The sequence below is a fragment of the Cytobacillus mangrovibacter genome (assembly GCF_042865275.1).
GTDB classification, from domain to species: domain Bacteria; phylum Bacillota; class Bacilli; order Bacillales; family Cytobacillaceae; genus Cytobacillus; species Cytobacillus mangrovibacter.
This window is the reverse complement of sequence record NZ_JBIACJ010000002.1, coordinates 488,814-515,141: the sequence shown is the minus strand read 5'-3', so window position 1 is coordinate 515,141 and position 26,328 is coordinate 488,814. Positions and strand designations below refer to the sequence as shown.

The window sequence follows — 26,328 nt, the reverse complement described above, 5'->3', positions numbered from 1 at the left end:
GATTCACACTTCATATTAGACCAGTCTATATAATTATTGGTAAAAAAAAGCCAGTCATCTAATCGAGAATAACTGGAATTTGTTTTGCAACTAAAAGCAATGGTTCACAATTCCCTGATGTAAAGGAAAGGAGAAAGGCACCTTCAATCATTGAATTGATTACAACGCCCAACTCTTTTGCTCGATTTTCTTCAAAACCTGATTGAACTAATTTTTGTGTAAATTGAGCTTGAAAGCTTCTATAGGCTGACTGACATGTATCTCTTAATGGTCCACTAATAAGTGCAGTTTCAAGTGCAACAGATGCAATCGGCACGCCCCCTTTACAACCCTCCTTTTGAAATCGTTCAGCCATTCCCTCGATCAGATACTGAATAGCCTTTACGGGGTCAGAGCTTTTATTTAAACCTTCGACTATTTGTTCCGAAACAAACTGTGCGGTTAAATGTACCGATTCAATAGCGAGTTGTTCTTTCCCATCTGGAAAATGATAATACAATGATCCTTTAGGTGCGCCACTCTCTTTCGTAATTTGATTCAATCCTGTTGCATGATAGCCTTGTAATTGAAACAGTCGGGATGCAGTTTTAATTAATTTATCCTTAGAATTTTCCTTTTCTTTCATTTTATTACCTCATTTAAATATTATACCAATTGGTCTATATATAATATAAGAAATCATGATTATGTTGTCAACGTTTATTTAAATACTTTCATTTTCTCTATGAGGAATTGAAATCCATATAAAAGTAAGGAATCTATAAATAATAGAAGGGATAATTGAATTTTTTTCATTCGAACCAATGATGCAATTCCCCATTTTGTCAACCATTTATCAATTAAAATAAAAACAAAAATGGAATCAACTATTAAATTTACAATCAGATATCGATTAAATTTTCCATAAGTCAATTTAAGAACCCACATGGAGCCAATCATAAATGGACCCCATACAAAAGGAAATGAGCCTGATAATTTCGGATGGAGTTTTTCATACCACCACCACCACGTTCTTTTCTTAGCAGCGTAATTTTCCAGCCTTGTAACTAAAGCAATGAATATACCTGCTGGAATAAATCTTTTGAAGGAACTTTTCCCTAACAAGAGTAGTGAAAGCCAAGAAACAACCAACATCATTAGTAATACTGACTTGTTATATCTCATTAATTTCGATTTCACCATTTCAAAAACCCCCCAGTACATCCACAAGAGTAGTATTCCCAAGAATAGGAGAAATATGAAAAGTAGGATGACTTGAACAATGGATACAGTCAAACTTGCAAAATTAAATATTCGATTTAAACTAAAAAGCCGAGTACTAGGTACTCGACTTTTTTCTTAACGACGATGTTCAACAAGGTCAATAACCCCTAATACCACGTGTGCTAAGCCAAAACCAAAAACAGTATTAGCAACCATTTTGTTTGAGCCACGCTGCTGTTTCATTGCGAAGCCTGCAGCTGTTACAGCTGAACCTAATGCAGTTGGTATTAAGCCTTCACGTACATTCATTGTTATTTCCCTCCACATCGCAGGTAGTTGGTGACAAGCACCATCCTTATTTTCACCTTAGTACGTGGATTTATACTGCACTGCTTTCGTTAGTCGAAAATGCTGCTGAATCTGGAGAGATGCCAGCAACGTAGAGATCCCGTTAACGTTCTAGGTTCCTAGTACATATAGTATTCGAGGGGGGATACTAATGTCATCAGCAGGAGCGTTTTTGCAAGAAATATTGGTCCTTTATGGTATTGCATTGCTGGGGTTTATTGTAAGAAAAAAAGGAATTTTAAAAGAGAACGCAAATGATGTGCTAACACAGCTGATTTTATATATCACATTACCTGCCCTTATCTTATTCTCGTTGGATATTTCATTTTCTACTAATGTCGTGAAAGAGTTTTTTTGGCTTATTTCCATGTCTATATACATACTCGTCTTATCCAGTTTTTTAGCCATTTGGATGAGAAACCGCTCAAAGCTTCAAGAGCAGCAAAGAAGTGTGTATGAGGGGCTAATTATTTTTGGCAACCAAGGATTTATAGGCTATGCTGTAAGTTTCATCCTGCTGGGAGAGCAAGGAATCATTTATTTAACGATGTTTAATTTATGTTATTTAATACTTATATGGACATATGGAATGTACTTGTTTAGTCGAAGCAAGGATACAATCAATTGGAAAAATATTTTTTTGAATCCTGGGATTCTTTCCACATTCTTTGGTCTCACTCTTTTTCTCCTCCCAATCAGTTGGCCTATTATGGTTTCTTCAGGATTGGAAAGCGTTGGGAAGATGACGATTCCTCTTTCCATGATGCTAATAGGCAGTATGGTCGCGAATGTAAAATATAAGGACCTTTTTTTATTGATGAAAAATAGCTCCTTATGGAAAATGGCAATAACTAGGCTTCTACTTATTCCTTTCCTTTTACTCCCTTTTGCTTACTTTTCTGTCCCGTTTCCATTACTAGTTATTGCCGTTCTCGTTTCTGGAATGCCTGCTGCGCCAACAATTTCACTTTATTCACAAAAATATGGGGCCGACACTTTATTTGCATCATTAGGTGTATTGTTAACTACATTGTTATGTATTGTCACCATTCCTTTGCTTTATTTGATTCTACATTTTATACATCCTCTTTCTTAGTTAACATTTAAGTGAAATATTCTAATTTTGCATTTGGGAAGAATTTTTTCATATAGTCGAAAAGATAACTTTTCAAGTCCTCTTCTTCGTTTTTTTGATAAATATATTTTCCAATCCCATATTTCCCCCATTTGTACCTGCGCTTCTCCTCATCTAATTCTAATTTCGTCATTGGATAATTTTTTTCTATGACTCTTTTTGCTGGTTTTGTAAAACGATGCTGAATGAATTCAAAGGTCAAGTCTTTTTTCGCTTCTGGGGGCAATTCTTTATCTAACCGTTCAAACATATGATAGTACCCCTCCTCCCACCCTTCATGCAGATAAATGGGTGCAACGATAAATCCAAGTGGATATCCTGCTCTTGCCACTTTCCCTGCCGCCTCTATTCTTTTCTCTAAAGGAGAGGTACCTGGTTCAAAATTCTTAATGACATAATCTGCGTTTACACTAAAGCGAAACCTCGTTTTCCCGTTATGCTTTGCATCTAGCAGGTGGTCAACATGATGGAACTTAGTTACAAATCTTAATTTCCCATATTCGGATTTCCCAAAATGTTCAATCGCCCGTTTTAACGAATGAGTCAAATGATCGATCCCGACAATATCTGATGTACAGGATGCTTCAAACCTAGTCAATTCTGGAGCACGCTCCTCCATATATTTATCAGCTGCTTCCAGAATTTCTTCAACATTTACATAGGTGCGGATATATGGTTTACTCCCCATCGTCGTTTGTAAATAGCAATAGTGGCAATGCCCCATACACCCCGTTGCAAAGGGAATGGCATATTCTGCAGAAGGCTTAGATGTATCAAATTTAAGCGTCTTTCGAATTCCAACGACAAGTGTCGACTTTGCTACCCGGTATCTTTGAAAATCATTATCGCCTGGGAGATTTCTCACTTGATTATGGGACGTAGTATATCGAATTTCCACGTCCATCTTTTCAAACTTTTCTAATAGCTCTTTTCCTAATGGGTACTCCAAGCTTTGTGGTTCAAAATATACGAGCCTAGGTGTAAAAGGGTGGTTCATTCCAACACCCCCATAGACGTATCTCCATAATAGTAGTTGTAAGCGGCGTTCGCCTCATCTTCTGTAGCGTATACAGCCATATCATTTGATAAAGGATAATAAGTTTCATATAAAAACAATGCCAATTCATTCGGATTTTCAGGATTATTTACTACCGCTGCTGCCTGAATATTCGCTACATCCTGCGTATGTGGGTTTCGGTAAAAAACATATACTACATCTCCTGCATGATACTCTTTCATTGCATAGTCCATCCCTTCACCTCTTCTGGTGGGACGAGGGGACAGGAACATCGTCCACTCATAATCCAAACTGGGACGATGTTCCTGTCCCTCTGTCCCATTCGTCTCTTCTTAAAATATTGCCTTTTATGCGAAAGATTATGTTTTCTTTATAATGGAAAGGTATTTAAATGGGCGATCTAAACTTTTTCGTTTAAACATTGTTATTCGGCTCATAATAACCTTTGATACACATCAAAATGAAAACGGAGTTGATTAAACAAATGGCATTTGAAGCAAGAAGTTCAACAGAATCTTCACTTATCAAATATAAAGAAGGACTTGGCATGTTTACCGAAAAAATGCCGGAATTTGCAAGTTTATTTAATGCCTTTACTGAAGAATGCTTTAAAGAAGGGGCATTAACACAAAGAGAAAAACAACTAATTGCTTTAGGGATTAGTCTTCATGCACAAGATGAATTTTGCATTATTTATCACACAAAAGGATGTCTTGATCAAGGATGTTCGGAACAAGAAATTCTTGAAGCTGTAGGTGTAACCGCAGCATTTGGCGGCGGGGCATCCATGAGCCAAGGGGTTACTCTAGTTCAAGAATGCATTGGGGAATTGAACCAAAAGAAGCAATAAAGGAGAAGGATCAATGAACCAGCAGGATTTAAAGGAACAAGTTGTTAAAATTATTTCTGATCAGAACACCGGTGTTCTATCATCGGTAGAAAATAATAAACCTCATTCACGATATATGACTTTTTATAATGAGAAACTAACATTTTTTACCCCTACGAAAAAGGACACTGAAAAAATGAATGAAATAAGGAAAAACCCTTCTGTTTCGATAGTTTTAGGATATGAAGAAAAAGGACAAAACGATGCCTATGTTGAAATTTCTGGCACAGCTGTAATCAATGAATCACAAGATTTGAAAACAAAATACTGGAACGAATCATTTGCCAACTGGTTTGAAGGTCCAGATGACCCCAATTACGTATTTCTTGAGGTACAGCCAGAAGTGATTCGGCTTTTAAACATTCATGGAGAGCAACCAAAAGAGCTTATCTTATAAAAGGTTAAGGGACAGGGGAAATTCCCCGTCCCTCTATCATGGTTATTATGACTGCAATATTTTAACCGATTCTTTCCTGAAATTGCCTTGTTGCCATCAGAGTAATTATTAAAATAAGTTCAAGCCCATTTGTTAACGCTTCACTTTTAATAGGTAGTGGTACAATACTGCCAATTATCATAATAATAGTTCCGATAAAAAACCATCGCCACTTCAACTTCCACCAAATAAAAATTGAGGCAATCAGTAAAACGAGTGTAACAACAATAACCATGATTGGAGCTGCGCTTGCTTCATCCACATTTTCATATGCCAATACACCATACTTCCATTTTGCTACAAGCTCGAGTTTTGTGATAACTGTTGCTACCTCTATGAAAATAAGTATAATGACAAGTATAGATGTTCCGATTCTTACCCATTCTTTGGAGATCCACTTAATTCCTGTATTCTCAACTATTTTCCATGCGTATAGAACAAGTAGAGGTGTACAAAGAGCATGCAACCAATATCTAGCATAGTTTAGTCCTTTAAGAACCCTCCCCTCACCTATTAAACCACCCATTGCAACTATCGCATTATCATAAATTAATGCAATTATGACGAGTATAAGTACATTGGAGATGGAAAACCAAGTATTGTTTTTAGCAAGGTTAATCCCCCAAAGGAGGATCCCAACATAGGCGATTGTAATAAAAGTATAGATGAACAAGTCCATTTTATTACTCCTCGACACTGAAATAAAAATATGTGGACCAATTTTTATAATAATTCAAAACTAGATTCATCAATCACGTTCACATCATTCCTTTGTTTTACCTCATCCATTAATTGAAAAAGTGCTTGATCTTTCATTTTTGCTTCAATCATACAATCAATTTGCTGAACAGAGCCATTAATCTCTTTTAAAAAGTCAAAAAACATCTCAATGTCGATATAATCAGCGTGATGACGGAATGCTTCTGCAGATTTTGGACTCGATATATGCATTTTCAGTGGAAGTGGCGAGTATTTCCACGTTCCTACCACCCGCTCCCAATTTTCTTCCCAATTTAGATTATTATGATGTGCGAGGTGATGGTGATAATCAAAAACGAGAGGAATTCCTAGCTTTTCACATAAGTACAGAGTATCATCCAGGTTGAAGCTCGTATCATCATTTTCAAGCATAATCATTTTTTGTATCGATTTTGGAACCTCCATCCAATTGTCTACAAACCGCTCAAGGGAATGCACCGTTTCCTTATAGCTCCCTCCAACATGCATGACACATCGATGCGTGGGATCGATGCCCATTCCTTTCAACAAAAGATAATGCATTTTAAGCGTTTTTATCGAATTTTTCAAAACCTCCTCTTTATGAGAATTGATTAACACAAAATGATCGGGATGAAAATCAATCCTCATTTGATGCATTTTAGAAAAATCTCCAATTTCTTTTAGCAGTCCCTTAAGCGGCTTCATATAATTCCAATCAAGCAGTTCCTCATGATTAGCCAACGGAATCAGACGAGAGGTTAAGCGGTAAAAATGAATAGTAGACACTGCATTATGTCTCAGCAGCCTCAATGTATTTTCAAGATTCGATATCGATATTCTTTCTAATTTACGAATGGCCGCTTCACGATCTTCTATTTTTTGAAATTGAGCAAAAGTCATCGTTTGCGATGGGGACGCATTTTTCAACTCCATACTCATTGCAACATAGCCAAGTCTTACAATTGTCATTTCCCACATCCTTATAGAGGATGTTCAAAAAGTCCGGGAAAAATAGCTGTCGAATTTCTGCGTCAGTTTGCTTATCCGCTCCTCACGTACCAAAAACGTACGCTCCGGTGCTCTAAGCGGCACTTCCTTGAACTTCTCGGCTCTTTTTATCCTCCTTTTTAAACACACACTTATAGTCTATTTCTCTTTTTTCTTAGCGAGTTTTTCTTTGTCCGATGTGGTAGGCGGTTGTTCCATCCATTCATTCTTGATCATAATGTCAGCTCCATCTTTTGCATATAAAGCAACTTCAAGAGATAAACGCTCATAATTTAATACGAGATCGGTTCGTTGACTTGCAGCTGCTGAAGTTGCATAGTTTCCGGTTCCTGCTGCACTTAATAAGGACATATGAAACATTACAAGTTTATCTGAAAATGGCGGTGTGGTTGAATCGGTAATAGAGACATCTGCTGAAACAGGTGCTGGCACATCATTGCTAGTAAGAGCATCCGCGAATATTTTCATATGCTTTTGTGATATATCTTTTCCTCTTAACATCCATTTTTGAACATCTTTATTCGGGGATGTTTGGGCAAAACTAAGTGAAAGCTTACTTCCAATTTGGTTAGTTAAACCATTCATATATAGATGAGCTATTTCTACAGCATTTAATGGCCGCTGTTTGTTAAAAAGAGAAAAACCACTTAAAAACTGCTTACTATCTACAAAGTCTGTCTCCGTTGGATAGGGAATATAAGGAGCTCTAATATATAACCCTTTTGAAAGTAATACTTCTGTACTTTTGTCAAATAAATCAGCTGTCTCATGAAGCCCTGCCATGAAATGTGCTTTTATGTCTTTTCTTGCACCCATAGTAATAAAACCACTGTATCCAAGCATTCCGACCCTTGCCATATGAGTTATATACTGTAGCATAAACGAATCTGTATAAACCCGAGGCGCATTCAAATTCACGTCACTATCAGTAAATCCTGTTGGTAATGGAAGATTTTCCTTCCGAAAAATATGATTTAACTTTTCTAGATGAGCAAATGAAATATCATAAGCAAGTTGAATAATTGGGCGAATATCTTCGTCTTCTACAACATTAAGAAAATAACCTAAAACACATTTAGACATACTATCATTCATATAAGCAGTCCAAATACAAGCGATTTCAGCAGAAGTCAATTGAGGATGATGGACAGTCATAACCGTATTCCCTCCAAATAAAATTTTCTTAGAATATTATTTACCAATAAACGTATAATTATAACGCCCACATAAATGGGACAGAGGGACACGAACACTGTCCCTCTGTCCCGTTTACCACTCTAATGAGGAGCTTGTTAAGCGCCTGACTCCCCGGATAGAAGCAATTTCTTCTACGAGTTTTTGCATGGCAAGGTTTTTCTGTTTAGCCTCAATCATAATATCTATATCTGTATTAAGCTCCTTGGCCATTTTCAGAAAAGGAAGAACAAAATCTAAAGAAACAAAATCTGCATGAGAACGAAATGCCTTTTCTGACTTTGGAGATGAAAGATGCACTTTCGGTATCAGCCCGGAAACCTCCCACGTATTAAAAATTCGTTGCAAGTACTGTGAAAGGTCATTGTCATTTTTATTTGCCAAGTAATGATGATAATCTAGGATCATTGGCATATTCTCTTTCTCACAAGTTTGAAGTGTTTCCTCCACATTAAAAGTCTTATCATCATTTTCAAGTGTTGTTATCTTTTTTATATGGGTAGGCAAACTTTTTATATTTTGATGAAATCGGCTTAAAGCCATTTCTTTATCTCCATATGCTCCCCCAATATGAATATTAATGATCGCTTGATCAATAATGCCCATAGCTTCAAGCATTGTATAATGATATTGCATATCTTTAATTGAATTCGCAGTCACTTCTTCCCGAGGGCTTGTAAAAAGTGTGAATTGATTTGGATGGAAGCTTGCCCGTAACTTTTGATGTTTCACTAAATGTCCAAGTTCTTCCCATTCCGATTTAAAAGGTGTAATAAAATCCCACATTACTTCTGGATGAGTAGCTAGTGGAACAAGCGAGCTTGAGAATCGGTATAATTCTATTTCGTGTGCCAAGTTATAATAAAGAATTCTCTTTGTATGTTGTATGTTTTGTGCAGTCACAATTTTAAGCTTTTCCATCCGATCTTCTTTTGATAGAGCAGAATAACGAGTAAATGTCAATGATTTCGAAGGACTCGCATCCCATAATCCTATCGCATTCGCCACAAAACCAAACCGAATCTTCATCTATTGTCCCCTTTTTAATAGAAAAATTAGGATTTTTATGGGACAGATGATAAATCAATTGCACTGATTAATCCAAAACAGAAGGCTGTCCCAATCCCACACTTAAATTCCCAGCAAGCATTGCCGTCAATAAAATAATCAATAATTGTAATATAATCCCCCTAATTCCTATTTTCATTATCAAAAAACCAAAAAAGAGTCTGCTACCAAAGAATAATAATTCTAGGTGACAGACTCATCCACGTACAATCGATAATTTATTAATTTTAATAAAAACATATTATTTGTTGTAATGGGAGTAACTTTTATGTTTTTCAAAATTTAGTAATTATGGCGTTTATTCAATAGTAGCTTCTGAAGCTCATCAACCTTAATGCACTCTATTATTCTATATTAGAAAATTTCGCCAGATCTTCTCTCATCCCAATCATCACTAACAAATCTTTTTGGTAGATGGTTTGATCTGGGGATGGAGATATGATAATTTCCCCCTCTCTCACGATCGCAATGACACTGACATTATGTTTGGCACGTATATCAAGTTCCCGCAGATTCTTATTTGCCATTCTTGATGGAATAGCTACTTCCTCTATATTATAATCCTTCGACAGTTCAATATAATTCAACATATTTGGTGATAAAAGCTGATTTGCTACACGTTCCCCCATATCTCTTTCAGGATAAATAATCCAATCAGCCCCTATTTTGTCTAAGACCTTCCCATGGTGTTTGTCTTGCGCCTTCGCAATAACCTTCTTCACTCCCAATTCTTTTAAAAGTAAAACTGTTAAAATACTTGACTGCATATCGTTTCCAATTGCTACAATAACACAATCGAAATTACGAATTCCGACTGAAAGCAGTGCTTGCTCTTCAGTAGAATCTGCCACAATCGCATGTGTAACCGCTAATTCAGCATCCTCAACCCTTTGGACATTCATATCAATACCCAAGACCTCTTGCCCAGCCTCATGTAATTTTCGAGCTACACTTAAACCAAATCTCCCTAGACCTATAACTGAATATTGTTTTTTAGCCATTCTTTCTACACTCCTTTAGTTTCTTATTAACCGATCATTATTTTTCCCTCTGGATAATGGAAAGCATTTCGTTTGCGTCTCATCGCAATAGCAATGGCCATGGTTAATGGACCCAATCTTCCTGCAAACATCGTAAAGATAATTAGTAAACGTCCCATTGAAGAAAGTTCCGGGGTTAACCCCATTGATAGTCCAACCGTACCGAAAGCAGATGCAGCTTCAAAGAGATACATGATAAAATCGTGGCCCTTTTCAGTGATAGAGAGCAGCATCGTTATGACAAAAACAAGAAATAAGCCAATAATGGTGACAGTAAGTGCTTTTAGAATGGTTTCCATAACAATTTTACGTCTAAATAATACGACATCTTCTTTCCCTTTAATCTGAGACCAAACGGTAGCTACTAAAACGGCTAGCGTCGATATTTTTATTCCTCCAGCTGTTGACCCTGATCCTGCTCCAATAAACATCAGAAAAATAAGCAGGAATAAAGTTGATTGTGTTAAATCTCCTATCGGCAGTGTATTAGCACCAGCTGTCCTTGGGGTTACCGCCTGAAAAAGTGAGCCTAATCCCTTTCCCATGAAAGATAGAGGTTCTAGTGTTTTGGCATTTCCAAATTCAAATAGAAAAATGAGAATTGTTGCACCAATCGTTAAAATGAGTGTTGCAAGGATAACGACCTTCGAATGAGCGGATAAACGACGTGTATTTCTGTACTCGTATAAATCGTTCATGACAAGGAAACCTAATCCTCCTAAGGTAATAAGCGAGCAGATGGTAAGAACTACAGTCGGGTCATCTACATAAGAGGTCAGACTCTGAAATTCACCCATTAAATCAAAACCTGCATTATTAAAATTGGATATAGCGTGAAAAAAACCAAAGTAGACCGCCTTTCCAATCGGCATATCAAAAGAAAATCGTATCGATAAAATAATTCCTCCGGCTATCTCAATAACTGCGGTGAAAATCAAAATTCTTCGCACTAATCTTACGACCCCTGCAATTGAAAGGTTATTAATCGCCTCTTTTAATATCAGTCTATCTTTTAATGAGATTTTTTTTCCGAAAAGGAAAAATAAAAGCGAAGCAAATGTCATAAATCCCAATCCGCCAACCTGAATGAGAGACAATATCACTAATTCACCAAACATCGTAAATGTATCACCGGTATCCACAACAACGAGCCCTGTTACACAAGTTGCAGATGTAGCCGTAAATAATGCATTTAAGAACGAAAGACCTTTTCCATCCTCTGTGGCTATAGGTAGAGTCAAGAGAAAGGAGCCAATAAGAATAAGTATGGCAAAGCCCAAAACAATTATTTTTGGTGGATCTAGATTGAATTTTTGTTTTTTCATTGTTATCTCCCACCTATTCTGACCTTATATTTGTTCTAGTTGAACACAAAAAGACCATGATCACTTTTCTCCCAAATGCAGCATGCACGATCGATCAATGTCACTGTGGTGAATAATTAAAACTCACCTAACAGTTAATTGATAAATTTGCAAAACAAACATTTAATATGAAGAAAAAAGGGATCATGGTCTACTTAACGCCCAGCGAGTATATATACCCTCTCTGCGTTCCGTCATCCAAGAATCTTTTCAATTATACGCATAATAAAAAGACCTACGTATAGATCAGGCTGCCTTCTTGCATAGAAACACAACAAAAAAGCCCCCTGAATTAAGGCGGTCTTATGACCTCCTTCGCTTTAGCCGACGAAGTTAGCTGACGGGTAGGATGGCGAAAGAGTATCTCATCCCTTCTGCTTAGCAGAATTAACCCCAAAAAAATGGGTCCTCCGTTCTCAAATAATTGAGATTTGGCCGATATCGATTTGTTATTTATGGATGTATTGTACGCCTGCCAAGTAATCTTTGTAAACCCCTTTTATGGTTAAAAAAAAGGCAAAACGAACTAAAATTATTCGTTTTCTTAAGTAAACCCATAGAAAACTAAACCTTACTCATTAATACTCCGTTTTTTAATGAATATTATCAAATACAAATTTATCTTGACAAGAACAAAGCGTGGACTTTATGATAAATTCCATGAAATTCAGAAGAACTATGGAGGCATTATGTTAAATTCAAAAAAGAAATTAGAAGCTGAAATAAGTGCAGCATTTATTAAGTTCCAGCGTAATCTAATCGGTAGGGGGCCACAGGAGGCCAAAACTTATATTATCAATGACATGCTGATCATCCGTTTTAAAGGTGTCCTTACAGTTGAAGAAAAACATCTTGTCAACGATAATTCTGGAAAAAAGCTTGTCAAGCAAATGCGAACCCTTCTCCGTGAAATGTACAGTGAAGATTATGAAAAAATCGTTGAACATCATATTGGCTGCAAGGTTCTTTCCTCCCACAGCGATATTAGTACGAAAACAGGAGAAAGAATAGAAGTGTTTATCATGGATAAAGACTTAGAGAAATATTTAGAAACCAACCAATAAAGCTTTTCAATATTGAATTAACTAACCTAAATAGAACTAATAAAGGCGGGAAAACATGGGGAAATCCTCTTGTAGATTTATTGTAAGCGCTATAGGAAAAAGGGGACAAACTTACTTAACCCATTGTCAGGACAAACATGAACTGAAGAAATGGGTTGCAGAACATGAAGATGATTTATTAATGAGTGAGTTAAAGATTATTGATAGAAAAAGACATCCATTATTCATGTTATTCTCTAAAAAAAGATAAATCAAACAATACCAATAAGTACCCTATTGCAAATACCCATCTGTCATCATACGATTACTAAAGAATTATCTTTGACAGGCCAAGTTGGAATATATATTTGTAATGACTATATTCTAAGCAAATAGGAGTATTATTATGAAAAAAATATTATCAATCTCTTTACTACTATCTTTAAGTTTATTTCTATTACTCTATCCAATATTTATTCAATTAATAGCATTCCTGCATCCCATCGTTTTGGGAGTAGTATTTTTCTGTATAATTATTGTGGTTCTTTTTATTCTCTTATTCATGAAGAAGAAGACCATTCATCTTTCCTATTCGCTATTTTCATGGATTCTGATTTTTTACACGATCACACTGCTTATTCTGTTATTTTTACGCCCAAATCATCAAATCTATGACTCAATAAACCTTGTTCCATTTGCTACTATAAAATATTATCTTTCTGGGAAAGTGAATCTCCTCGTCTCTTTTTATAATCTTGCTGCGAACATCGGATTGTTTATTCCATATGGCATCTTTTTAATGACGAGAAACTATTCTAGTTTCATTCTGATATTTACACCCCTATTGTTCATTTCATTCATAGAACTAGGTCAATTTATTACTCATCGTGGCAGCTTGGATATAGATGATCTTATCTTAAATCTGTTAGGAATTTCAGTCGGTTATCTAATTTACCCTATGTTTAAGCGAGTTGTTAAAATCAAAAAAAGTGATGCTTAGCGAAAATAGGCATCACTTTTCTCTATGTTCAATAATCAAGCATTCGATTATTATTTTTCTGTACACAGGAAACCCATAGCATCACAATTCCAATCAATAATAGCCCGCTAGCTACTAGAAGTCCGTACCTTCCAAACTCACTTATTGAAAAATTCAACCACCCCAACAGTCCTTGACCAAATAATAAGAGTTCATTGAGGATAAACCCACTAATAAATATAGTGAGTCCAAGGACAGATAAGTATTTCGAAGTTATTATATTCAACATTTGATATTGAGCCAAAATAAAAATACTAACAAAGCCTAAAAGTGTAAAATGCAAATATCCAATGACAACACTTCTTGTTTCATAGATCTGAAATGCTAATTTGGGAGATATTAAACCTAGCTCCATTGTGCTTTTCAGCAATAGTAAGAAAAATGTTATGTAAAGGGAAATGAAAGTCAGCTTCGAGAAACGGGATGCAAGCTCTCTCCAAATCCCTTTACAAGCAAGTAACGTAAAAATGACCCCAATCCATTGTCCAATGACCCCTATAGCTGCAATGATCTCACCGAAGATTCCTAAATCCACCCACAAAATACTAGAAAAAAAGTTTGGGAACAAGGAAATGATATAGATCCAAAATCCATAGCTGATGAAAGGGCTTCGAATATAAATATTTTTGGAATGGACTAGAATGATAAACATTCCAAGCAAAAATAAATACAACCAGCCATTATATTGAAAATGCAAATAAAAATAGATGGCAACATCGAAGAAAATAGAATCTTTCAACCCATTCGCAGAAATATATCCAAGTGAAAATGGGCCAAAGGATGAAATAACTAAGGTTAATAATGAGGCTTTAATAAATAAAAGCCCTGACTTTGGCACATTACGCTGACTCTTTAATTGCCTGATAATAAAGATTGCAGCCCAATACTCTACAAAAATATGAAGTGTGGACATAATGATAGAGATCAAGCCATAGCCCTGGTATAAGAAAGCACCAAACATTGCAAATGAAATAATAAAAAGCATAATTGAAAGAAAAATTGCCTGCTTCTTTTGTTTAATCGATTGCCAATACAATGACAAAAAAACAACAAATACACCCAAAAATGCCCATCCTAAAATAGCGAGATGGGAATGCCCGTGCAACACATTCGTATACGGAATTGCGGTATTTGGTTTAAATGGAGCAAAGCGCATCCAAACGCCAGATAAAGCAGTTAGTGTGAAGAAGAAAAAAGTAAAATGAACAAAAATTCTCGGCACTGCTGACTCACTCCTTGAGGTTATTAGTAGCGATTTGTTTAAGCTTCTCCAATAATTCATCCGAATTGTCTGCTGCCACAAACTCACCATTCACCATCGCATAAGGAGACTTTTTACACAACTCACATTTACTTTGACAGCTGTATTCTTTAAATATAATACTTTTTTGATTCAAGAAGTCATTATAATTCGAACTATTTTCATCTGTAAGAAAACGATCAAGATTTTTTTCACAAAAATCGATTTGAGTTTTCTTTGTTTTACTAAATATCTTTGTCAATCGTTTCACGATTTTCACATTCCTTACTGTGTTAAAGTCTTTCCCAACAGTGAAAAAAATTATCACCTTTATCAAATATATCTCTTATTTAATTAGGCAATCAAATATTTCGTATTCTAAAACAAGTAAATTTAAAATAATACACAATAATTTCACAAAAAGTTCGGAATTACATTTTTCCAATACAAAAAAGGGCGCCAATCCATAAAGGAAAGCGCCTGATTAGAAAGGAAAAAACAACGGAATCACAACCATCATGATAATAAACATTACTATTTGTAATGGAATACCAATTTTTATAAAATCACTGAATTTATATCCCCCTGCTGTCATGACCATCGCATTTGTCGGGGATGCAACTGGGGTAGCAAATGCCATGCTCGCTGCAGCTGCAACCGTTATTAAGAATGGGTATGGGCTAACCCCAATATTGATTGCCGCATTCATCGCAATAGGCGCAAATAGGACAGCAGTTGCGGTATTACTTATAAATTGGCCGAATACCATTGTCACAAAATAAATACCTGCTAAAACACCAATCGAGCCATATTCACCGAGGAGATTAATAATTCCTTCCGATAGTAGCACCATGCCCCCTGTTTTTTCTAATGCCGTTGCCACCGGGAGCATACAGGCGATTAACACAATGCTTTCCCAATTCATATGGCCATAGGCATCATCCATATTTCGTAAGCATCCAGTGATAATCATAAGCACAGCACCGATTAATACAGAAATAACAGTCGGAAACACTTCCAATATCATCATAGCAATCATTAACAGCATGATTCCACCAGCGATTGGTGCTTTTCCATTTGCAGCTGCCATGCTTGCATGTTCCTTCGGCTGACCGACCACTACTACATTTTTTGTTTCTCTTGAAAGCAATTCGATTTCTTCCCATGAGCCTTGAACAAGAATCGCATCTCCAAAACGAAGCCGTACATTGGACATATCTTTTAAAATATAGGTCCCTTTACGATTAATACCGATAATATTCAAATTAAACTTTTTTCTAAAGCCAATATCCTGAATGGTTTCATTAATTAAACTTGAATGTGGTGTTAAAAGTACTTCAGCAATTCCAAGCTGACGTGAAACTAAATCATTTCTCGATTGATCGGTATCAAACACAAGCTGATAATCTGCGGCTAATTTCTGTACTTGGTTTTTCGATCCCTGAATATAAAGAATATCCTTGCCATGTATAACACTATTTGGTCCTGCCATTTCTTGATAGGTAATAGGCAAAAGATTCCTACCCTCCGCTGATTTTCGATCAATTTTCAATATACAAAGATGATAATCTGCTGGAATTTTCAATTCAGATAATGGACGATCCACCATTGGCGATTCATTTGATACTTGGACACGATGTAAATTCTCTTCTAAATGATAATGCTGAATGAGTTCCTTAGGAGACAATTGAGTATTACTAATTTGTTTCTTATTGTTACTATTTGGAAGCAGGACTTTTCTAACAATCAATAAATAAATAATTCCTGTTATGACTGCCGTAATACCGATTGGCGTAATATCAAAAAAACGAAGTCGCTCAAACCCATGGTCAACAAGAACTTGACTGACAATTAAATTGGGGGGTGAAGCAATTAGCGTTAATAATCCTGATAAGCTTGCAACATACGAAAGCGGAATCAAAAATTTAGAAGAACTCACCTTCATGCTTACCGCAATACTGATAACAACTGGCAGCATGATCGCTACCGTTCCCGTATTGCTCATAAAGGCTCCTACTGATGCAACAATGACTAGTAAGAGGAAAAATAATTTGTTCTCACTATTACCAGTCCAGCGTAAAAGCAAATTACTTGCCTTTTTTGCAAGCCCAGTTCGGAGAATTCCTGCTCCTACAACAAATAATGCGGCAATCATAATCACGACTGAATTCGAAAAACCAGCCAATGCCTCAGCCGGCTCTAATATACCTGTAATAACGAATGCAAGTAAGGCAAGAAGACTGACCAAATCTGCACGGATTCGATTACTCATAAAAAGAAAGATAGTAAGACCTAGAATGACAAATGTTAATATAAGCTGCATTTTGTAAGTAAACCCTTTCTGTGAAAATCATCTAATAAATAGGCTATTGTCTTTCCATTCTCTTCCCTATCTATCCATTCCATTATAAGTATTGTTCTAAGGAAAATCATTCTGCTTTTAGCAAAGTTCATAATTTGTTTACAAACGTCTACCGATGCAATTTGGAAAAAGAAAGCCATCATATACAAGTTGATGTCTGTATATGATGGCTTCAATTGATTCATTATTCTTCTATGATACAAATTCAAAAGCAGTAAATCAGTCTTAACCCATACCAAGATGGTTATTTTCTTCAGATGAAACCTCCATTGTACGAATTTCATAGTCTTCTAATCCTGATATTATAAATGGATCGGACTCAGCTATTGCTATTGCTTTTGCTTCATCCATTGATTTTGCCCGAATAATAATCATTCCGCCTTTATAATCAAGAAATGGCCCACATAGAACTAACTGATTCTTGTCCTCAAGCTTCCTTAAGAATGAAATATGTTCGCGGATGACTGACTCTGTTAATTGTTTACCCTTTTTAATAGATAATAAAATGATATAAAGAATATCATCATTCCGGCTATGTCCAGTCATCAGAACCACCCCTACCCTCATTTTCAATTTATAAATTATCTAGACTACATACTATTATTAAACTGTTTTCTTTATATTCTCAGCGCTTTCAAGCGTTTGTTCAATATAATCAGCAATTAAGCGACTATCTGCTGTTAACGTATCAATCGAAGCACTTACTTGCTCCAGGCTTGCAGTTGCTTCTTCAATAATTGCTGCAAATTCATTTGTAGACGATTCTACACTTTCACTATTTTCCCCAACTTCTTTAGAAAGAACTTCAAACTCTTGAAACTTTAAGTTTACCTTTTTTAGCATGGCATTTAATTCTGCGAACTTCACACCCACTTCATTTGAGGAGTCGACGCTCTGGTTTAAATTGATGCTGCTAGTATGCATATTTTCTTGTGCCAGTTCATTTGTTTTGTTAACCTCATTAAGGTTCTCGGTAATCTTGAATGTGATTCCTTTTGTCGTATCAGCTAAATTACGAATTTCCTCGGCCACAACAGAGAATCCCTTCCCTGCTTCTCCAGCCCGAGCTGCCTCAATAGAAGCATTTAGTGCAAGAAGATTTGTTTGCTCAGTAATTTGCTTTATTTGATTAGCGAATTGATTTGTTTCTTCAATTTTCTTCGTTAACAATAAAAAGTTCTCATTAAGGTTTCCAATAATAATCTGTAAATTGTCCATCTCTTTTTTAAGATCCATTGCCTTAATTTGACCTTCTTCAGCTAGAATACTTGATTGTATTGAATCCTCAATTAACTCCCTTGTTGAATGAAACATTTTATTTATTACAGCTAAATTATTATGCGCATTATGAGCAATACTTGAAATTTGTTCACTTTGCATTTGACTGCCTGCGGAAACTTCATTAATTGCAATTCTCATCTCATCTTGTGAATTAACACTGAATTGAATTTTTTCATTTACTTTGCTTATACTTTCGACAATATTCAATAATTCCCTTTCGAGATGATCTTTTTGTTCTTCCTTCGCTCTTGAATTAGATTCCGCCTGATTAATGAATTCTTGAAGTTTTTTGTATTGTTTATCATTTAAATGAATTAATACGGATAACAGCACAACTGAAAAAATATAAATCATCAAAAATGAAGAGAATTCTGCTTTCATGTAAGCATAGGGTTCTGTCGGAAAAAAGCTATTATAAAAAAGGATAATTAAACCAAAAACAACACCGATTCCAAAGATTCTTTTATTAAACTGAACCGCAGCAAAAATGGTAAAGAAATATACACTTATAACACCAGACAAATTACCACCCATTAAAAAGGTTGGTATTAAGGTACATACATTCATCCCTATAACCATGATGTATGCAAATAAAAACTCTTTCCCTGTTTTATTCACAAAAAAATAAGCAAGAGGGTAGATCAGTATTTGCATTATATATATGGTACTTTGTAATGAGTTTTGAGCTAAAGATAACATGCCAACCAGCCCAAGGATCGTTGAAATCAAATACGTAACGAGCATCAATTTATTCTTGCTTTTCAAATCCATTAATTTTAACTGTTGTATTGCATTCATGTTGTTTCCCCCATTTTTAGATCGTATACTTTATTATCGGTATTCCTGTGACTTTTTACATATGAACCATAGAAAAATAGATAACTAAGTTATTTTCATTTAATTATTTTACGGAAATTAAGAAACACTAACGATATGCTGTTCCATAGGAGGATGATTATTGATGGATAAGGAAATGAATTATGGAAGTGATTATAAATTTATTCCTGCCACTTCAATCGGCAGTGGCATTGGGTTTCAGCTATTGCCTGACGTATACGCTCATACAATCCAGATTGTTAACATTATCTTCGTCGGTGATCCAAAAACAAACGATTATATTCTAGTAGACGCCGGAATGCCTCATTCAGCAAATGAGATCATCTCAGTTGCCGAAGAACGTTATGGCCCAACTAGTCACCCAAAAGCAATTATCCTAACACATGGGCATTTCGATCATGTTGGAGCAATCATTGAATTAATCGAGCATTGGGACGTTCCCGTTTTTGCACATGAATTAGAAATTCCATTCTTAACTGGCCAATTTAGATATCCTGAACCAGACCCATCAGTTGAAGGTGGACTGGTCGCGAAGATGTCCCCCTTATTCCCTAATGAACCGATTAACTTAGGGAATCATATCGAAAAACTTCCAAGTGATGGAAGCATCCCATTTATGCCGGATTTTAAGTGGATACATACTCCTGGACATTCACCAGGACATGTTTCGCTTTTTAGGGAAAAAGATCGCACACTTATTGTTGGTGATGCCTTTGTAACAGTTAAGCAAGATTCACTATACAAAGTTTTTACCCAGGAACAGGAGATAAACGGACCGCCAAGATATCTGACAACCGATTGGAAATCAGCCAAAAATTCAGTAAGTAAATTAGCAGCTTTAAACCCGAATCTAGCAATTACTGGACATGGATTACCTATGTCAGGTGAAGAATTGTCAACGAATTTAAGAAAATTAGTTCAAGACTTTGATCAAATAGCAGTTCCAGACTATGGAAAATACGTGAGTAAAGACTTACACTAAAGTTTCCTCTTTACGGAAATTAAAAAGTTGTAAAAAATTCTAATCTAGCTTATAATCAATGAAAGTTACATATATAGTATTATCATTTCATTAATACTACAATATACAGTGATAAACCTATAAATATGGTGTCTATTAAGACTTAATAGGGAATCTGGTGTGACTCCAGAACTGTTCCCGCAACTGTAAGTGCCGTCGAAATAAGTGAACCACTGTCCACTCGGATGGGAAGGACTTAAAGTAGGTTAAGGCACAAGTCAGGAGACCTGCCATATTTAGAACGTGTTATCTTCTTCGGGAGCTGGGAAGGTAGAATGAGGGTATTTTTTATAGACCTTTTTTAAGTCTGTGACAATATCAGCGTTTGTTAAACCCATCCTCTTTCTTGAGCGATGGGTTTTTATTTTTCTTCAGAAATAAATAAAGCATTAAGCAAATTTATTTAAAAGTGCTCTTCTTTAGAAGATTGTAGTTCTTGAAAAGTTTCCTAGCGACAAAATCAACCTTTACCAACGTTGAACAATGTTATGAAAAAAGCCTAAAAAAGCATTTATAAAGGAGCGGTTTTTATGAAAACAACGATCCATTCAGAACTGGATAATGTATTACATACGATTAACAGAGCGTCAGACACATTCAATATTGATATTCGTGAACTTGAGCAAAAAATGTCAGAGCAAAACTTAACAGAAGAAGCAGCAAATGAACAAGCACTCCTCTATTCATTGAACAAAATATCAATGGATCAGCCACAATGGACCTTTCTTGCTGCTCATTTATATTTAAATGAGCTTTATTCTAAGGCCGCAACAAATAGAGGATATAACAAAGGATTGAAATATGGTGATTTCTTTGAGCTTATAAATGACCTAACCAAACTAGGAATCTATTCAAGAGATTTACTAGATTTATATACAAAGGACGAAATAATTGAATTAGGAAAAGAAATCGATCCTGAGAAAGATTATCTATTTAATTATGTTGGCTTATTCCTTCTTACTGACCGTTATCTTGCGAAAGATTATGAGAAAAACTTGTATGAATTGCCACAGGAACGATTCATGATTATTGCAATGACTTTGATGAAAAATGAAGATAAATCTAAGCGACTTTCACTTATTAAAGAAGCTTATTGGGCATTAAGTAACTTATACATGACAGTTGCTACCCCCACTCTTTCTAATGCTGGAAAAAGTTATGGACAGCTTTCCTCTTGTTTTATCGATACAGTAGACGATTCATTAGACAGTATTTATTTAAATAATTGGGACATAGCCCGATTAAGCAAAGATGGCGGTGGTATTGGGATCTATTACGGAAAGGTCCGTGCCCTAGGATCAGATATTAAGAAATTCAAAGGAAACTCTTCAGGTGTTGTCCCATGGATCAGACTAATTAATGACACAGCAGTCAGTGTTGACCAATTAGGGCAGAGACAAGGAGCTATCGCCATCTATCTAGATGTATTTCATAAAGATATCATGAATGGTTTTCTTGATTTAAAAACAAACAATGGTGATGAGCGCCGTAAAGCACATGATATTTTCACAGGAGTCTCCATTCCTGACTTATTCATGAAGAAACTAAGAGAGGTTGATCAGTCAGGCAGAGGCATTGGTGAATGGCATACCTTCTGTCCTCATCAGGTTAAGCAAATCATGAGCTGGAAAGATGATAATGGCGTCCCATTAGGTCTTGAGGATTTTTATGATGAGTCAGATAACAGCTACTTCACCCAAAAATATGAGGATGCTGTCAATCACCCTCTTCTACCGAGGAAGACATACCGTGCAATGGATATTATGGCGCGCATCATGGTTGCGCAGCTTGAATCTGGTACACCTTATATGTTCTATCGTGATGAAGCAAACCGACAAAATCCGAACAAACATGTTAGAGGCGAAGGTTACACCTCGATTTATTGCAGTAATTTATGTACAGAAATCATGCAAAATATGTCTGCAACAGTTATTCAGAAAGAGTATCTTGATGAAGACGGAAATATTGTCATTATTCGAAAGCCTGGTGACTTTGTCGTATGTAATCTTTCTTCTATTCACCTTCCAAATGCAGTTAGAGCAAATATATTAGAGCGACTGATCCGTATACAGATGCGAATGCTCGATAACACGATCGATTGTAATAATATTTCTGTTGGACAAGCAAAATGGACAAATGAAAAGTATCGTGCAGTTGGACTAGGTACCTTTGGCTGGCATCATCTACTTGCAATCAAGGAAATTCACTGGGAATCTGACCAGGCAGTTGACTTTGCAAATGAATTATATGAGGACATTGCTTACTATACGATTCTAGCTTCAATGGAATTAGCACAAGAAAAAGGAGCCTATCGACTATTTCCACATTCTGAATGGCAGACGGGAGCCTATTTTAAACGGAAGAATTATACTTCAGGTCGTTGGAGAAAGCTGCAAGAAAAAATACAGGCATGTGGTGTTCGAAATGGCTGGATGCTCGCTGTTGCACCAAATTCCTCGACAGCAAAAATTGGTGGTTCAACTGACGGAATTGACCCTCTTTATGCAGTGGAATATGCGGAGGAAAAGAAAAACTTTAAATTTAAAATCACTGCTCCTGATTTAAATCATCATACGTATAACTATTACCGTCGGGTTCGGCATGAATTAAGCCAGTTATGGAGCATTAAGCAAAATGCTGCTCGCCAGCGCCATATTGACCAATCAATAAGCTTCAACTTATATGTCCGTCACGATATTAAAGCAAGAGAACTATTACAGCTCCATTTAGCAGCTTGGGAGCAAGGTTTGAAAACCACTTATTATGTAAGAAGCACTTCACAAACAGAAATTGATGAATGTGAAGCTTGCCATAGCTAAATATGAACAAGGAGGATTCTTAATGACAAAATCACAAACTCTTACAAGAATTAAACTACTAAATCCGGAATTTCCAAATAAATCAACTCGTATTATTAACGGTCAATCTTCAGGCATCTTGAATTGGAATGATATCAAATATCCGCAAATGTACCGAATGTATCAGACACTATTGTCTAACTTTTGGAAGGCGCAAGAAATAAATATGCAGGACGATATTAAGCAATGGGATTTACTAAGTCCAACTGAGCAAGATGTCTTTTTACGCATTAATACACAGCTCGCTTCACTAGATAGCTTACAAACACCGACAATGACTCAAGTAATGGATTTTGTAACTGATCCAAGCTTTAAAGCCATTTTTGCTGTGATTTCACAACAGGAAGCCGTACACAATGAATCCTATTCCTATATTCTCAGTTCATTAGTGCCTCTTAGTGAACAAAATAGTCGTTTTAATCAAGCAAAGGATGATCCAATTGTCCGAAAAAGGAACCAATTAATCTTAGATGCTTACGAAAAGTTCCGCAACAATCCAACGCCACAGCATCTAATCGAGCTTGGAATTAACTCAATTAATTTAGAAGGAATATACTTTTATGCTGGATTTGCCTTCTTCTATCACTTAGCTCGGGAACAGAAAATGCTTAAGACAAGTACGATGATAAGCTATATTCAACGTGATGAAATGCAACATGCCTACTTTATTGCTCAATTTATTCGGATCTTGCTAACGGAAAATCCGGAATTACACACAGATGATAATATAAACTATGTGTACAATACCATTCATGAAGCTGTTCAATTAGAAAAGGAATGGGCACATTATATCTTGAAAGAAATTCAAGGGATTGATCTAGTTGAATTTGAAAGCTATGTAGAATATCTTGCTAATAAGCGTCTCCGGCAATTAGGGCTTCAAAACCTTTATGAAGATCGGGTAAATCCAATGCCTTGGATCCATGTTTTTAGCGATGAAATGATGAATGAAACAAAATCCGATTTTTTCGAGCAAAAATCACGCACTTATACAAAAGTTTCCCAAGATAATGGCTTTGATGAGCTATGAAAATTGGCATTATTTACACATCCGTTTCTGGTAATACGAAGGAATTAGCGCTATTAATTCATATGCTATTTAAAAAGGAAAACATTGCGGTTCATTTATATCGTGTAGAAGAATTTTCACTCAATTATCTAGATGAATATGACGCAATCGCAATTGGCACATACACATGGGGCGATGGAGAAATTCCATTTGAAATGGAGCCCCTATATAAAGCCTTTGAAAAACGGGAAAGAAAAACAGTGGTAACTGGCATATTCGGTACTGGTGATAGTTTCTATCCTCACTACTGTGGAGCAGTAGACAGATTTAGAGATCTATTAAAAGTAAATACAAACCTAGCAGTAACCTTAAAGGTTGAACTACTCCCACAAATCCAAGATATCGCACAATGTGAAAAGTTTGTTGATTTGTTCATTAAACGGATAAACTCTTCACTAAAAGATTATTGTTTTTGAATATGTTCTCAGTTAACGAAATTGTTTGTTGATTGGAGCGGAAGGTGCGAGACTCCTGCGGGAGTAGTGGGACAGCTGAGACCCCACAGGCGCATAGCGCCGAGGAGGCTCAGCGCCCACCCCGCGGAAAGCGAGCACCTGGAGCGCAAATCAACCTCTACAAATTAAATTTAATTTAGCAACAATGTCTGCAAAACAGCTAACGGATAAAAGAAATCATTTCTATCAATACTATGAAGGGATACTATTTCTGTTCATGGGGGTGAAATGTAATGAACCAGCTAACAACAAAAGAACTTGCCTTTATTGAAGATGAAATAAGAGCGGAAGAAATTACAGCCAAAACAATGAATTGGTGTGCTTCACTTTGCGAAGATCAAGAGCTCCGGAAGAATCTTGAGCAGCTAGCTGAACAGCACCAATTAAAAATTGCTGAACTAGCACAATATTTCAACCGTTCCAAGATGATTCAATAAGCTACTTTTAAAGGGGGTTCTATAAATGCCTAATAATATGGAGGGTCGCGGCCTTACTGACCGAGAAATGCTCCAGCTTTGTCTTGAGCTAGAAAAAGGCCGTTGCCGAAGTATTAGTAATACATTGTTAGAAACGAGCCATAACGGCTTACGTGAAATTTATTTAAATTGTTTTGAAAATGCCAGTGGTAATCAGTATAGGCTATATGAAATAATGAGCGACAAAGGCTGGTATAAAACAGACATTGCTTCGACAGCGGCAATTAACCAAGTTCAGGAGTTCATGCAACATAACCTACATCCTGATGATAGAATGTAACAACCCATTATAAACTTTAGTGACTGTTTTTTTCATTTTTTAACAGTTTTAGGCACAAAATTAAGATTTACTAACCCTTTTTCCCATAATTAGTAAAAGTAGGTCACTTAAATCAACTTTAGTGACCTACTTTTCAATTTTTTACCTTTTTTTAGCTCTAATTTATATGTTGAAACAAAAACAGACCTCTACTTTAATCGCAAAGGTCTGTTTTCTTTTTTATTCGCCTAAATCAACATTATGGTACACTTGTTGAACATCTTCTAAATCTTCAAGTGCATCAATCATTTTTTCGAATTTTGCTTGGGCATCTTCTGGAAGCTCAACATCGTTCTGTGCAAGCATTGTTAATTCAGCAACAGTAAATTCTGTAATTCCTGCGCTTTTGAATGCTTCTTGTACAGCATGGAATTGATCAGGATCAGCATAAACAATGACAGATCCATCCTCTTCTAAAATGTCACGAACATCTACATCCGCTTCCATTAAGATTTCAAGAGCTTCTTCCTCTGTTTTCCCATCTAATCCAATAACAGCAGTGGCATCAAACATATAAGCAACCGAGCCACTTACACCCATATTTCCGCCATTTTTACCGAAAGCTGCACGTACATCAGCAGCGGTACGGTTCACATTGTTCGTTAATGCATCAACAATAACCATTGATCCGTTTGGTCCGAAGCCCTCATAGCGAAGCTCATCATAGCTTTCCTCTGAACCGCCTTTTGCTTTTTCAATCGCACGGTCGATAATATGTTTTGGTACATTATATGTTTTTGCACGCTCTAACGTAAACTTTAACGCTTGATTTGCTTCTGGATCAGGTTCCCCTTGTCTTGCTACCACATAAATCTCACGGCCGAATTTTGCATAGATACGACTAGTATTCGCATCCTTTGCCGCCTTTTTCTCTTTAATATTATTCCACTTACGTCCCATAATGA

At 36.1% G+C, this 26,328-nt stretch carries 29 protein-coding genes and 2 riboswitches; of the genes, 12 read left to right on the top strand and 17 right to left on the bottom strand.

The features are described from left to right. Positions 1–58 precede the first annotated feature (58 nt). The 3 genes from ACFYKT_RS06005 to ACFYKT_RS05995 form a co-directional block, all read right to left on the bottom strand. Entirely contained in the window at positions 59–625 is a 567-nt protein-coding gene (locus tag ACFYKT_RS06005) for a TetR/AcrR family transcriptional regulator (RefSeq protein ID WP_389216857.1), read from the bottom strand. Between the two features lie 74 nt (positions 626–699). After that, a complete protein-coding gene (locus ACFYKT_RS06000; RefSeq protein WP_389216854.1) occupies positions 700–1,182 on the bottom strand; it encodes a hypothetical protein in 483 nt (160 codons plus the stop codon). A 156-nt stretch (positions 1,183–1,338) separates the two neighbouring features. Further along, positions 1,339–1,512 (bottom strand): asparagine synthase, encoded by a 174-nt coding sequence (locus ACFYKT_RS05995; RefSeq protein ID WP_389216851.1) that lies wholly within the window; start codon positions 1,510–1,512, stop codon positions 1,339–1,341. Positions 1,513–1,702: 190 nt separating this feature from the next. On the opposite strand from ACFYKT_RS05995, the gene ACFYKT_RS05990 reads away from it, so the two are divergent. Continuing rightward, positions 1,703–2,647 (top strand): AEC family transporter, encoded by a 945-nt coding sequence (locus ACFYKT_RS05990; protein WP_389216848.1) that lies wholly within the window; start codon positions 1,703–1,705, stop codon positions 2,645–2,647. 7 nt (positions 2,648–2,654) lie between these two features. Here ACFYKT_RS05990 and splB read toward each other — a convergent pair whose 3' ends face one another. Continuing rightward, positions 2,655–3,683: a spore photoproduct lyase gene (gene splB / locus ACFYKT_RS05985; RefSeq protein ID WP_389216845.1), complete on the bottom strand. Its 1,029-nt coding sequence runs from the start codon at positions 3,681–3,683 to the stop codon at positions 2,655–2,657. Further along, positions 3,680–3,937 carry a transcriptional regulator SplA domain-containing protein gene (locus ACFYKT_RS05980; RefSeq protein WP_389216842.1) on the bottom strand — a complete coding sequence of 86 codons (258 nt, stop codon included), beginning with the start codon at positions 3,935–3,937 and terminating at the stop codon, positions 3,680–3,682. Before ACFYKT_RS05980 ends, splB begins: the two co-directional genes overlap by 4 nt. 251 nt (positions 3,938–4,188) lie before the next feature. On the opposite strand from ACFYKT_RS05980, the gene ACFYKT_RS05975 reads away from it, so the two are divergent. After that, positions 4,189–4,554 (top strand): carboxymuconolactone decarboxylase family protein, encoded by a 366-nt coding sequence (locus tag ACFYKT_RS05975; protein WP_389216840.1) that lies wholly within the window; start codon positions 4,189–4,191, stop codon positions 4,552–4,554. A gap of 13 nt (positions 4,555–4,567) precedes the next feature. After that, positions 4,568–4,990 carry a pyridoxamine 5'-phosphate oxidase family protein gene (locus tag ACFYKT_RS05970; protein WP_389216838.1) on the top strand — a complete coding sequence of 141 codons (423 nt, stop codon included), beginning with the start codon at positions 4,568–4,570 and terminating at the stop codon, positions 4,988–4,990. A gap of 61 nt (positions 4,991–5,051) precedes the next feature. On the opposite strand, the gene ACFYKT_RS05965 is transcribed toward ACFYKT_RS05970, so the two are convergent. The 6 genes from ACFYKT_RS05965 to ACFYKT_RS05940 all read right to left on the bottom strand — a co-directional run bounded on the left by ACFYKT_RS05965 (position 5,052) and on the right by ACFYKT_RS05940 (position 11,384). Next, the gene (locus ACFYKT_RS05965; protein ID WP_389216835.1) at positions 5,052–5,708 is read right to left on the bottom strand and encodes a hypothetical protein; all 657 of its coding nucleotides are present in this window, start codon (positions 5,706–5,708) and stop codon (positions 5,052–5,054) included. Positions 5,709–5,752: 44 nt separating this feature from the next. After that, positions 5,753–6,718 (bottom strand): UV DNA damage repair endonuclease UvsE, encoded by a 966-nt coding sequence (uvsE, locus tag ACFYKT_RS05960; protein WP_389216833.1) that lies wholly within the window; start codon positions 6,716–6,718, stop codon positions 5,753–5,755. 177 nt (positions 6,719–6,895) lie between these two features. Next, entirely contained in the window at positions 6,896–7,912 is a 1,017-nt protein-coding gene (locus tag ACFYKT_RS05955) for a DUF3231 family protein (protein WP_389216830.1), read from the bottom strand. Between the two features lie 114 nt (positions 7,913–8,026). Next, positions 8,027–8,980, bottom strand: coding sequence for a UV DNA damage repair endonuclease UvsE (gene uvsE, locus ACFYKT_RS05950; protein ID WP_389216827.1), 954 nt, complete (start codon positions 8,978–8,980; stop codon positions 8,027–8,029). A 383-nt stretch (positions 8,981–9,363) separates the two neighbouring features. Next, entirely contained in the window at positions 9,364–10,020 is a 657-nt protein-coding gene (locus ACFYKT_RS05945) for a potassium channel family protein (RefSeq protein WP_389216824.1), read from the bottom strand. A 26-nt stretch (positions 10,021–10,046) separates the two neighbouring features. Continuing rightward, complete coding sequence (locus tag ACFYKT_RS05940; protein ID WP_389216822.1) at positions 10,047–11,384, bottom strand: TrkH family potassium uptake protein; 1,338 nt, start codon at positions 11,382–11,384, stop codon at positions 10,047–10,049. Between the two features lie 346 nt (positions 11,385–11,730). After that, positions 11,731–11,870: riboswitch (cyclic di-AMP (ydaO/yuaA leader) on the bottom strand. 242 nt (positions 11,871–12,112) lie between these two features. Here ACFYKT_RS05940 and ACFYKT_RS05935 point away from each other — a divergent pair. From ACFYKT_RS05935 to ACFYKT_RS05925, 3 genes are all read left to right on the top strand, one after another. Then, the gene (locus tag ACFYKT_RS05935) at positions 12,113–12,487 is read left to right on the top strand and encodes a DUF2294 domain-containing protein (RefSeq protein ID WP_389216819.1); all 375 of its coding nucleotides are present in this window, start codon (positions 12,113–12,115) and stop codon (positions 12,485–12,487) included. Positions 12,488–12,542: 55 nt separating this feature from the next. Beyond that, positions 12,543–12,737, top strand: coding sequence for a hypothetical protein (locus ACFYKT_RS05930; RefSeq protein ID WP_389216817.1), 195 nt, complete (start codon positions 12,543–12,545; stop codon positions 12,735–12,737). 135 nt (positions 12,738–12,872) lie between these two features. After that, complete coding sequence (locus ACFYKT_RS05925; protein WP_389216814.1) at positions 12,873–13,466, top strand: VanZ family protein; 594 nt, start codon at positions 12,873–12,875, stop codon at positions 13,464–13,466. A 28-nt stretch (positions 13,467–13,494) separates the two neighbouring features. On the opposite strand, the gene ACFYKT_RS05920 is transcribed toward ACFYKT_RS05925, so the two are convergent. The 5 genes from ACFYKT_RS05920 to ACFYKT_RS05900 form a co-directional block, all read right to left on the bottom strand. After that, a complete protein-coding gene (locus tag ACFYKT_RS05920; RefSeq protein ID WP_389216811.1) occupies positions 13,495–14,727 on the bottom strand; it encodes a hypothetical protein in 1,233 nt (410 codons plus the stop codon). A gap of 7 nt (positions 14,728–14,734) precedes the next feature. Beyond that, on the bottom strand, positions 14,735–15,073 hold the full coding sequence (locus ACFYKT_RS05915; protein ID WP_389217066.1) for a DUF1450 domain-containing protein: 339 nt from the start codon (positions 15,071–15,073) through the stop codon (positions 14,735–14,737). Positions 15,074–15,229: 156 nt separating this feature from the next. Beyond that, positions 15,230–17,068, bottom strand: coding sequence for an SLC13 family permease (locus ACFYKT_RS05910; protein ID WP_389216809.1), 1,839 nt, complete (start codon positions 17,066–17,068; stop codon positions 15,230–15,232). A 264-nt stretch (positions 17,069–17,332) separates the two neighbouring features. Further along, the gene (locus ACFYKT_RS05905) at positions 17,333–17,653 is read right to left on the bottom strand and encodes a YciI family protein (protein ID WP_389216806.1); all 321 of its coding nucleotides are present in this window, start codon (positions 17,651–17,653) and stop codon (positions 17,333–17,335) included. 57 nt (positions 17,654–17,710) lie between these two features. Next, entirely contained in the window at positions 17,711–19,186 is a 1,476-nt protein-coding gene (locus tag ACFYKT_RS05900; RefSeq protein ID WP_389216803.1) for a methyl-accepting chemotaxis protein, read from the bottom strand. Between the two features lie 163 nt (positions 19,187–19,349). On the opposite strand from ACFYKT_RS05900, the gene ACFYKT_RS05895 reads away from it, so the two are divergent. The 6 genes from ACFYKT_RS05895 to ACFYKT_RS05870 all read left to right on the top strand — a co-directional run bounded on the left by ACFYKT_RS05895 (position 19,350) and on the right by ACFYKT_RS05870 (position 25,384). Further along, positions 19,350–20,207 carry an MBL fold metallo-hydrolase gene (locus tag ACFYKT_RS05895; RefSeq protein ID WP_389217064.1) on the top strand — a complete coding sequence of 286 codons (858 nt, stop codon included), beginning with the start codon at positions 19,350–19,352 and terminating at the stop codon, positions 20,205–20,207. A 109-nt stretch (positions 20,208–20,316) separates the two neighbouring features. After that, a riboswitch (cobalamin riboswitch) is annotated at positions 20,317–20,495 on the top strand. A 281-nt stretch (positions 20,496–20,776) separates the two neighbouring features. Next, on the top strand, positions 20,777–23,065 hold the full coding sequence (locus ACFYKT_RS05890; RefSeq protein WP_389216800.1) for a ribonucleoside-diphosphate reductase subunit alpha: 2,289 nt from the start codon (positions 20,777–20,779) through the stop codon (positions 23,063–23,065). 22 nt (positions 23,066–23,087) lie between these two features. Further along, positions 23,088–24,134 (top strand): ribonucleotide-diphosphate reductase subunit beta, encoded by a 1,047-nt coding sequence (locus ACFYKT_RS05885; protein WP_389216797.1) that lies wholly within the window; start codon positions 23,088–23,090, stop codon positions 24,132–24,134. Further along, on the top strand, positions 24,131–24,589 hold the full coding sequence (locus ACFYKT_RS05880; protein ID WP_389216794.1) for a flavodoxin domain-containing protein: 459 nt from the start codon (positions 24,131–24,133) through the stop codon (positions 24,587–24,589). Before ACFYKT_RS05885 ends, ACFYKT_RS05880 begins: the two co-directional genes overlap by 4 nt. A gap of 272 nt (positions 24,590–24,861) precedes the next feature. Beyond that, positions 24,862–25,065 carry a hypothetical protein gene (locus ACFYKT_RS05875; RefSeq protein ID WP_389216791.1) on the top strand — a complete coding sequence of 68 codons (204 nt, stop codon included), beginning with the start codon at positions 24,862–24,864 and terminating at the stop codon, positions 25,063–25,065. A 25-nt stretch (positions 25,066–25,090) separates the two neighbouring features. Then, positions 25,091–25,384: a spore coat protein gene (locus ACFYKT_RS05870; RefSeq protein WP_389216788.1), complete on the top strand. Its 294-nt coding sequence runs from the start codon at positions 25,091–25,093 to the stop codon at positions 25,382–25,384. Positions 25,385–25,603: 219 nt separating this feature from the next. On the opposite strand, the gene ACFYKT_RS05865 is transcribed toward ACFYKT_RS05870, so the two are convergent. Beyond that, on the bottom strand, positions 25,604–26,323 hold the full coding sequence (locus tag ACFYKT_RS05865; protein ID WP_389216785.1) for a YebC/PmpR family DNA-binding transcriptional regulator: 720 nt from the start codon (positions 26,321–26,323) through the stop codon (positions 25,604–25,606). Between the last annotated feature and the right edge of the window lie 5 nt (positions 26,324–26,328).

Bases quoted from the DNA above. Each gene is read 5' to 3' on its own strand.
- ACFYKT_RS06005 (WP_389216857.1), bottom strand. From the start codon at position 625: ATGAAAGAAAAGGAAAATTCTAAGGATAAATTAATTAAAACTGCATCC.
- ACFYKT_RS06000 (WP_389216854.1), bottom strand. From the start codon at position 1,182: ATGGTGAAATCGAAATTAATGAGATATAACAAGTCAGTATTACTAATG.
- ACFYKT_RS05995 (WP_389216851.1), bottom strand. From the start codon at position 1,512: ATGAATGTACGTGAAGGCTTAATACCAACTGCATTAGGTTCAGCTGTA.
- ACFYKT_RS05990 (WP_389216848.1), top strand. From the start codon at position 1,703: ATGTCATCAGCAGGAGCGTTTTTGCAAGAAATATTGGTCCTTTATGGT.
- splB (WP_389216845.1), bottom strand. From the start codon at position 3,683: ATGAACCACCCTTTTACACCTAGGCTCGTATATTTTGAACCACAAAGC.
- ACFYKT_RS05980 (WP_389216842.1), bottom strand. From the start codon at position 3,937: ATGGACTATGCAATGAAAGAGTATCATGCAGGAGATGTAGTATATGTT.
- ACFYKT_RS05975 (WP_389216840.1), top strand. From the start codon at position 4,189: ATGGCATTTGAAGCAAGAAGTTCAACAGAATCTTCACTTATCAAATAT.
- ACFYKT_RS05970 (WP_389216838.1), top strand. From the start codon at position 4,568: ATGAACCAGCAGGATTTAAAGGAACAAGTTGTTAAAATTATTTCTGAT.
- ACFYKT_RS05965 (WP_389216835.1), bottom strand. From the start codon at position 5,708: ATGGACTTGTTCATCTATACTTTTATTACAATCGCCTATGTTGGGATC.
- uvsE (WP_389216833.1), bottom strand. From the start codon at position 6,718: ATGACAATTGTAAGACTTGGCTATGTTGCAATGAGTATGGAGTTGAAA.
- ACFYKT_RS05955 (WP_389216830.1), bottom strand. From the start codon at position 7,912: ATGACTGTCCATCATCCTCAATTGACTTCTGCTGAAATCGCTTGTATT.
- uvsE (WP_389216827.1), bottom strand. From the start codon at position 8,980: ATGAAGATTCGGTTTGGTTTTGTGGCGAATGCGATAGGATTATGGGAT.
- ACFYKT_RS05945 (WP_389216824.1), bottom strand. From the start codon at position 10,020: ATGGCTAAAAAACAATATTCAGTTATAGGTCTAGGGAGATTTGGTTTA.
- ACFYKT_RS05940 (WP_389216822.1), bottom strand. From the start codon at position 11,384: ATGAAAAAACAAAAATTCAATCTAGATCCACCAAAAATAATTGTTTTG.
- ACFYKT_RS05935 (WP_389216819.1), top strand. From the start codon at position 12,113: ATGTTAAATTCAAAAAAGAAATTAGAAGCTGAAATAAGTGCAGCATTT.
- ACFYKT_RS05930 (WP_389216817.1), top strand. From the start codon at position 12,543: ATGGGGAAATCCTCTTGTAGATTTATTGTAAGCGCTATAGGAAAAAGG.
- ACFYKT_RS05925 (WP_389216814.1), top strand. From the start codon at position 12,873: ATGAAAAAAATATTATCAATCTCTTTACTACTATCTTTAAGTTTATTT.
- ACFYKT_RS05910 (WP_389216809.1), bottom strand. From the start codon at position 17,068: ATGCAGCTTATATTAACATTTGTCATTCTAGGTCTTACTATCTTTCTT.
- ACFYKT_RS05905 (WP_389216806.1), bottom strand. From the start codon at position 17,653: ATGACTGGACATAGCCGGAATGATGATATTCTTTATATCATTTTATTA.
- ACFYKT_RS05900 (WP_389216803.1), bottom strand. From the start codon at position 19,186: ATGAATGCAATACAACAGTTAAAATTAATGGATTTGAAAAGCAAGAAT.
- ACFYKT_RS05895 (WP_389217064.1), top strand. From the start codon at position 19,350: ATGGATAAGGAAATGAATTATGGAAGTGATTATAAATTTATTCCTGCC.
- ACFYKT_RS05890 (WP_389216800.1), top strand. From the start codon at position 20,777: ATGAAAACAACGATCCATTCAGAACTGGATAATGTATTACATACGATT.
- ACFYKT_RS05885 (WP_389216797.1), top strand. From the start codon at position 23,088: ATGACAAAATCACAAACTCTTACAAGAATTAAACTACTAAATCCGGAA.
- ACFYKT_RS05880 (WP_389216794.1), top strand. From the start codon at position 24,131: ATGAAAATTGGCATTATTTACACATCCGTTTCTGGTAATACGAAGGAA.
- ACFYKT_RS05875 (WP_389216791.1), top strand. From the start codon at position 24,862: ATGAACCAGCTAACAACAAAAGAACTTGCCTTTATTGAAGATGAAATA.
- ACFYKT_RS05870 (WP_389216788.1), top strand. From the start codon at position 25,091: ATGCCTAATAATATGGAGGGTCGCGGCCTTACTGACCGAGAAATGCTC.
- ACFYKT_RS05865 (WP_389216785.1), bottom strand. From the start codon at position 26,323: ATGGGACGTAAGTGGAATAATATTAAAGAGAAAAAGGCGGCAAAGGAT.